The sequence below is a fragment of the Sphingobium sp. genome (assembly GCF_048594625.1).
Classification (GTDB): domain Bacteria; phylum Pseudomonadota; class Alphaproteobacteria; order Sphingomonadales; family Sphingomonadaceae; genus Sphingobium.
On record NZ_JBMDWL010000128.1, the window covers coordinates 1 to 7,646 of the forward strand.

5 protein-coding genes are annotated in these 7,646 nt (G+C 59.3%); all 5 read right to left on the bottom strand.

Annotation, left to right across the window (positions count from 1 at the left end; translation table 11 throughout):
- Window positions 1-359: 359 nt before the first annotated feature.
- Window positions 360-698, bottom strand: a complete 339-nt coding sequence (cas2, locus tag ACOJSJ_RS16530) for a CRISPR-associated endonuclease Cas2 (RefSeq protein WP_420146053.1) — start codon at window positions 696-698, stop codon at window positions 360-362.
- Entirely contained in the window at window positions 695-1,618 is a 924-nt protein-coding gene (gene cas1, locus ACOJSJ_RS16535) for a type II CRISPR-associated endonuclease Cas1 (protein WP_420146054.1), read from the bottom strand. The genes cas2 and cas1 overlap by 4 nt, the downstream gene beginning before the upstream one ends.
- A gap of 21 nt (window positions 1,619-1,639) precedes the next feature.
- Complete coding sequence (cas9, locus tag ACOJSJ_RS16540; protein WP_420146055.1) at window positions 1,640-4,951, bottom strand: type II CRISPR RNA-guided endonuclease Cas9; 3,312 nt, start codon at window positions 4,949-4,951, stop codon at window positions 1,640-1,642.
- Between the two features lie 513 nt (window positions 4,952-5,464).
- Window positions 5,465-6,748, bottom strand: coding sequence for a sensor histidine kinase (locus tag ACOJSJ_RS16545; protein ID WP_420146056.1), 1,284 nt, complete (start codon window positions 6,746-6,748; stop codon window positions 5,465-5,467).
- A 448-nt stretch (window positions 6,749-7,196) separates the two neighbouring features.
- A partial coding sequence (locus tag ACOJSJ_RS16550) for a chromate transporter (protein WP_420146057.1) occupies window positions 7,197-7,646 on the bottom strand: 450 nt, incomplete at its 5' end.

A 7,646-nucleotide genomic window follows, 5' to 3' on the forward strand; every position in this document is an offset into this window, starting at 1 on the left:
CGCGATCTCTGAACTGCTATGACGATGCGCGCGGTGCAGACCAGCGCCAAGCTGTTGCCGCTGGACCGCGATCTCTGAACTGCTATGACTAGATAATGGATGGATGAAATATGGAAGGAGTTGCCGCTGGACCGCGATCTCTGAACTGCTATGACCGCGCGGCAATCGACACGGACATCGAAATAGTTGCCGCTGGACCGCGATCTCTGAACTGCTATGACTGGGCACGGCAAGCTCGACGCGAGATCCATGTTGCCGCTGGACCGCGATCTCTGAACTGCTATGACGGATTATCGATTACTGTGTTGATAGGAAACGCAAAAATCGATGGTCCGTCATAGCGAAAATCCAGCGAATCATCAAAATAGCGCCAGCTGATCCGGGTTTTTTCGTTGCCGACGGCGGCGCTGCCCTGAAAATCGGATAATATTTTCATATTGCCGGTCCGTGAAGCTGAGGATGTGCACATCGCCGCGGTCGGGGAGTTTCGATTCGACCCGGCGCATATAGGTCTCGAACTGTTCCTTGCCGTTGCAGAAGCGAGCATAGACCGAAAACTGGCTTTTCTCAAATCCCTCGTCCAGCAGGAATTCACGGAACTTGGTTGCCGCTCGCGCCTGTTCCCGTGTCGCGACGGGCAGATCGAACATGACGAATATCCACATCAGCCGGTATCCGCTCAGTTGCGTTGCGCTCATGCGAACAAGGTATCGAAATCGGTCAGCTTCAGCCCGGCTGGCGGCGTCGGCAGGACGATGTCGTCAGCTCGTCCGCTCTGAAATGCCTTTGCCAGGCTTTGCGCTGTGCGATTGGCGGCGCCCGCCACCGTTGTCGTGCCGTCTGTTCCGGGCAGGTCCAGTGCGATCAACCCGGCAAAGGCGCGCTTCGCTTCGGGGGTGACGTTTTCTATTCCGGCTGCCATCAACCGCAACGCCAGAGCATCGACCAGAGGACGGAATGGCTCGATCAGATCGTCGGCGAGGGCGAAGGCGTTGGTTCTGTTGGCATGGTGAACACCGATCGAGGGGTGAAGGCCGGAAGCGACCACCGCGCGGGCGCATAGCGAACGCATGACCGTGTAACCGTAATTCAGCAGGGCGTTGATGCCGCCCGCGTCACGGTCTCGCCTGAATTCCTGTCCCATCAACAGCGGCCAGTAACGCCGCGCGACCTGTGCTTCGACATTGTCGGGATCGCCCGATCCGACCCGCCGCGCCAGCAGATCGAAAGCGGATGCCGACTGTCCGCTCGCCTCCAGCACAGCTGCCTGCCAGCGGATTTTGGCAATGATGATCCGTCGCCAAAGTTGTTTGGACAGTGGCTTTCCTGCCTCCCACTGGGCACGTATGCGGTGATTTTGGGCATGATGTCCCTCCAGGGGAAGGCAGATCGCGACGGGGCTGTGGTTGGTGCCGCACAGCAGCATGATCGCGCCGCGCTGCGCCAGCGCCACGATGAGGTTCGTTGACCATGTCACGCCATGGGCATGGACGATGACGGCGGCAACATCGTCAAGGGGGATGCGGCCTACTTCCTCACGATCCTGCGAAACGATAAGGAAACCGCGATAAGCGGAAAGATGGCGACCGTCCGTGGCGATGTCGACAATTCGGTCCATGGTTCACCCCCGCGTTCATGTCTATGTTTTGGGACGGGTCTTGCGCCGAGCGGTGCGCGGCGGATAGCCGGGGTCTTGCACGCGACCGATCTCGTCAATTCGTACCTGGCGTGCGCGCCATGACTTCAAGCTGGAGGGCGAGGGGTAGATATATTTGAACGGATCGCCCTTATCGGCGTCACGCGCTTTCAGCGCGCCGCTTTCGTTAAGATGGGCGACGGCCATCTGCTTTTCGGAAAATTTGACGATCCGCACCAGTTCGCGGACATCATGGCTCCGCTCGATTGCGAGGACGTCATCTTTTTGCAGACTGAGCAGCTTGCGCGCAGTCGGATTATTGGCGCGAATGGCGGATTGCCATCCGGGCTGATGTGCATCGAACATGGACACGACTTCGTTCACCCATTTGCCGTTGGGCAGTTCCCAGACGTCGTAACGATAATTGGAATCCCCCTTATATCCCTTATAAATATGTCCGTTTCGGTCACGAATGGGGATGACGGACAGCGGTTCGACAACCCGGACGCGGCGAACGTGGCGAAACGGGTGCCATTCCAGTTTCGGAAATGCCTTCAACGCCTTTTCGAACGCCGAACCTTCCAGCCCCTCAAGGTGACTGTAAAGCGTGGCCTTCAGGTCCGCGTCACGAATACGGTCGAGGTCCGAAAGCTTCTTGAAATTGTCCAGCGATACACGACGCACGACGATGCTGTTGCCCTTCGCATCGGTTTCGCCCGTCAGGCCATATGCGGTGTCATTGTGCAGCCGTCCGGCGGTTGCATCCGTGCCTTTGGGCAGCGCGGCTTTCGAAACCGTGCCATGATCGGTGCGATGGCTGACATTGATGGCGGCCACGCTGCTGCGTAAATCGTCGCGGAAACCGTCCCATGGTTCGGGAATGACGATCCGCTCGCGCCCTTCCACGCCTTCCTGTCCGGATGCTCTGGCGATGGCATTCAGCATGGATCGGTCCACGATGGCCACGACCACGGCGTCGATCGCATGATGGCGATGATCCAGCCGGTTCTTCGCCTGATCCGCGCCGCCACCGATATTATGGTCGGGCAACAGGTCGTTCAGCCCCAATTTGCGCCGCACCATTTCGGTCAGGCGACCGGGCGAAACCCAGATATGCCCGCTGCCTTCGCCCCGGTCGGGATAAAGTGTCGACAGATATTCGCGCGACAGCCGCGCCAGATATTGGGTGTCGACCAGATGGCGGCTCTGAAATCCGCCTTCTTCCCGGAATTTGTCCATGGCGTCTGGCTCGAAACGCCAGCGCTTGTTACGTGGCAGTTGCGCAGCGCGCGCGGCGATTTCGTCCCAGCGATCCGTCTGCCCCCAGGCTTCATAGGGGGAGCGCTTGCGCTTTTCCCGGTTGCTTTCGCGGGTGCACAGGATCTTGTTGCCGTTGCTGTCGTCCAGCGTGGCGGTGAAGGGCAGGATATGGTCGACCTCGACCTGAGCCGAAAACAGCATTTCGATGGAAATCTGTTTGCCGCTGTAGATGCAGCGGCGGTCCAGCACATTGTCTGGATTAAGTTCCTCCCATAATTTCAGCAATGCGCGGTTGGCGCCGGTATCCCGCTGATTGATCGCCAACAGTTTTTCCGAACGCCGCTCGGCGTCCAGGCGGTTGCGATTATTGTCGCGGTTGATCCGCTTCTTGTCCTCGTCGGTCAGTTTCAGTTCGCGCGCCAGCTCGATCGCGATTTCGACCGGCGGTCCGTAGGTGCGGATCAGGCGATTGACGATTTTGCGCAGCTGGTTCAGCCCGATATGGACGGTCGGGTTGGTCAGGCGCCCGATGCGCATTTCATCCGAATGGGATGGTTCTCCCGTACCCGGCATGATGTGCCGTTCCAGCGCGACGCCATAATAGGGCAACTGGGGCAGCCCATCTTCATCTTCGAAGACTTCGCCGGTGCGCATGTCGCTATGATGGCCAAGGTCGGCCTCGGTCACGGCTTCGCTATAGACGAGGACGCGGCCGTCCTTCGCCCCGGTACGCAGCGCGTCGATCAGCCTGCGCGTCGCCGTCTCGCCAAAACGCCCATGGCCAGACGGCAGGGGCGCATCGGCAATGGCGCGGGACTGATCATCCGACACGTCGAACGTCGCGATCAGCCAGTTGCGAAAGGCCCGATCTTCCGCATCGCTTTCCACATCGCCCAGACGGGCAATGATGTCCCATTGCTGGTCCGCATCCAGATAGACCCAGCGATTGCCGAACCGGGTCTTCGCGCCCATGATGGCCGCGACTTCATCGCCTTTCAGGTCGGTCCGGTTTTCGCTTTCCTTGTTGAAGCGGGCGTCCGGGGCCAGTTTCAGCGTCTTGCGCATGCTGGCGAAGCTGACTTTCGCCTTGTCTTTCAGCTTCAGGAACAGCGTGTCGCGTTCTTCATGGGTCAATCGCTGCGCGACCTCACCGGGGCGCACGATCATCAGGGCATTGAGTTCTTCCAGCAGACGCCGCCGCTGAAACAGGGGGTGCGCCTTTGGCAGCCGGTCTTCACGGGACAGCAGCGTGCATTTGCCGATCTTGGGTGTCTTTAACGGGCGCTGGTAGAAGATGATTTTCCGCAGCCGATGATGGACTTCATCCGTCAGCACATTGGGATGGTGCCGTGCCTGCGCCTCCCATATGGCGTCGAACTCCTCCTCCATCAGGGTGCGGCCGGGGTAGAAGTCATATCCGTCGCCCTTGGCATCTTCGCCGCTTTCCGGGCGCAGTCGCGTACGAACCGCCGCTTCGGGGTCTTTCAGCCGGCGCTCGTGCAGCCATTTGCCAAAGGTCCAGCTTTCCGGTTCCGCCCCGGCCTCTGCTTCTGCCTGACGAATGGCGTCGCGAGTACGGTCGATTCCGACCGCGATCTTGCCCATATCGTCCTCGGCCTTGCGATCGGCCTTGCGGTTCGACTTGAAACCGCGTCGCTGATTGAGATGGAAGAGGGCGCGGCCAAGTTCGGGCAGCGTCAGCGCCTCATCCAGCGCGCGGGCGCGCACGGCATAGGGATCGATCGCCGCCATTGCCTTGCGCGCCTCTTCATCGGCAGGGAACAGCCCGTCGGCGATCAGATATTTGATCAGGGCGCGCTGACGCTGTTGAAACCGGTCGCGGCGGCGGCGCATCGCGCGGGCATCACGCCGGTCCATGGCCAGAGACGCGCCCGATTTGGGATCGCGCCCGTCGCTGAAGATGCGGGAACCGGTTGCGAGTATGGCGACAGGCTTGCCATCCGTGGCGGCGTCCAGTTCGACAGCGGCCCAGCCAAGGGAGTTGGTTCCCAGATCAGCGCCCAGACGCCAGATAGGATGTTGCCTGTTCCGCATAAACTCGATCCCCAAATATGTGGTAAATGAGGCAGTTGGAGCAATCCGGGTCAAGTTCATTTTGCTTCTGAAATGAAGCTAACCGCAATTGTCAGGGCTTGACGCGCGCCCGCGATTAACCGAAGATCCATTTATCAGAGATCGCGGTCTGGCAGTTAACAAGTGTCGGTACGCACCAGATAAGGGCGACGCTCCGGCGTCGCCTTTTTTATTTTCGCAAGGTTATCGTGCAGGTCAGCGGCATATTGAACCGCTATGACCCACCTTATTGCCAATGCGCATCCGCCTCCACATCGCCAAAGCGCAACTTGGCGGTTGACCAGCCAAAGGAAGGTCAATCTTCGTCAACGGGTGCAATCTCTACCCGGCGGCCGCATCATATATGGCTGTATTCCGGCACGGCGACTCACTCACAGCGCGCTGCGCTAAATCCGACGCAGGTCGCGTACTCCAGGTTTCTGTTGTCGCGTCGTTTTAAGCGCAAAACCGGTTCCTGCTTTTGCGCACGATGCCCTAGTCGATCTGGCTGTCGTCCGCTGCGGGGAAGCAGCATCTGAACATCGCGCCTCCTTCTTCCCGGTTCTTCGCGAATATTTCCCCGTCATGGACCCGCATGATGCTGCTGCAAATGGTCAGCCCCATGCCCATGCCGTCTTTCTTGGTGGAAAAGAAGCTGTCGAACAATTTGTCGATATTCTCCTTTGCAATGCCCGGGCCGGTGTCCTCTACCGTCAGGCAGACGCGACCGTTGGCATCGGTTTGTGTCGTCACGAATATCTTCCGGGGGCCATCTTCATCGCGATTGTCGATGGCATGCATGGCGTTGACCAGCAGGTTGACGGCAACCTGCTGGAGCTGGATGCGATCGCCATAGACCGCGGCCAGCCGGGGTTCGAGGTTCGCCCGGATGGCGACGCGCCGTTCCAGGCCTTCATGATGCAGGAAGCGCAGCGCCACATTGACGATGTCATTGAGCGAAACTCGGCCTCTGACGGTCACCCGCCTCGCCGCCATGCCCTGAATACGGTCGATCGTCTCTATCGCCTGATGGGCATTGTCGATCATTCGTTCGATTAGATAGCGTGTCTTCGAAAGATTGGGTGGTTCCTTGTCCAGCCAGCGGATGGCGGCGGTGCCGTTAAGCGCGATCGCGCCAAGGGGTTGCTTCGCCTCATGCGCGATCGATGTCGCCAATTCCCCCAATGTCGATACGCGCAATGCGTGGGCGATGTCGGTCTGCAACTGGCGCAGCTGTGCCTCGATCGCCAGCCTTTCGGTAATCTCCAGCATGACGATAAACGTCACGTCCAGTTTTTCAGGGGGGCGGGGGTAGGTGACGAGGAACAGGACATCCACCACCCGCCCGCCGGATGCGTTGATCTTCAATTCCTCCACATAGGTCCGTGAACCATTGAAATGTGCGGTCATGACACGCACTGCCGCCTGAGGCGTCGCTTCGAATATGTGACGTACGGACTTTGGGTAATAATCTTTGTCGCTTCGCCCGATCAGCTGCCGCGCCGCATCGTTGGCATGGGTCACCATCACCGTGTCGCAAGCGAACTCAACCAGTTCGGGATGCTCGAGCAGATAGGTTTCTATGTCCTCCAGTCCATCCGCCTTGAGCTTTTCAAACACGCTGGCCGGACTGGTGGAATCGACCATCCACAGCGGAATTGGCATATGTTCAAGGAGACGCGAGTATGTAAGGGCGATGTCGGCCGCATCCCGATCATCGGTCGGGCCATCGCTCATTTGCGGGAAGGGGCTTTCCTTGTCCGGTACGCGGCGATCCATTGCTCAACTCCCTGATATACCGGGCCACCGGGGGTATCCCACACATATATCTGTCATTGTCGTACCGTGCGCGATGTCATGATCAGAGCTGCTATTTGGGAACCCGATGCAATACCCGAATGGGTATACTATATTTAAGCCGGCGAATTTGGGGCTTGATAGAAAGGGCCGCGATCTCCAGCGCAGCTTCGCTGATTCAAAGTGTAAATGGTGACTTGCTTTGGCGGACGATCGCATTCTGCGGCCAGTATGTAAACTGCATGCCGGGCGCGACTATATCGCCGCGCTGGGAAGCCGTCGCGAATATCGGTTCGAACGATTGATGCATAAAATCACCGCCGAGGCGCAGATACTCGCGCCCTGGCCTGGCGTGCGGACGGCCTAAGCACAGAATCCAACGGGTTCGCTGCGCGCAAATTGCCGAACCCGTTGATGAAGCCATAAAATCTCACTGCCAGACAAAGGCTGTGGCCGCCCCAGCAACGATTAGCGCGGGGGTGACCCATGCGCCCTTCACACGCCACACGATGACCAGAGCAATACCGAATATAGGCAAGGCGACGAGTGGTTGCCCAATTCTTCCGATCGTGGCGATCGCCAGTTGCAGGAATGTGGCCGCGATCGTGCCTACCACCGCCGCGGCGACGCCGGACAGCAGGTGGTGCAGCGCCGGATTCTCGACGATCGCCTCCAGCCGCTCAAACAGGATCAGCGAAAAGGCAAAGGCTGGCAGGAACATGCCCACCGTTATCGCGACCGCGCCTAAAGGTCCGCCTGCAACATAGCCGATGAATGTCGCAAAGATGACCAGCGGGGCGGGCAGAATGCCCGCCAACGCCACCCCGTCCAGGAAGGTCGCATCGCTCAGCCAGCCGCGCCCCACCGTGTCGCCGCGCAC

Excerpts from the sequence above, each read along its gene's own strand:
- cas2 (WP_420146053.1), bottom strand. The coding sequence starts at position 698 with ATGAGCGCAACGCAACTGAGCGGATACCGGCTGATGTGGATATTCGTC.
- cas1 (WP_420146054.1), bottom strand. The coding sequence starts at position 1,618 with ATGGACCGAATTGTCGACATCGCCACGGACGGTCGCCATCTTTCCGCT.
- ACOJSJ_RS16545 (WP_420146056.1), bottom strand. The coding sequence starts at position 6,748 with ATGGATCGCCGCGTACCGGACAAGGAAAGCCCCTTCCCGCAAATGAGC.
- cas9 (WP_420146055.1), bottom strand. The coding sequence starts at position 4,951 with ATGCGGAACAGGCAACATCCTATCTGGCGTCTGGGCGCTGATCTGGGA.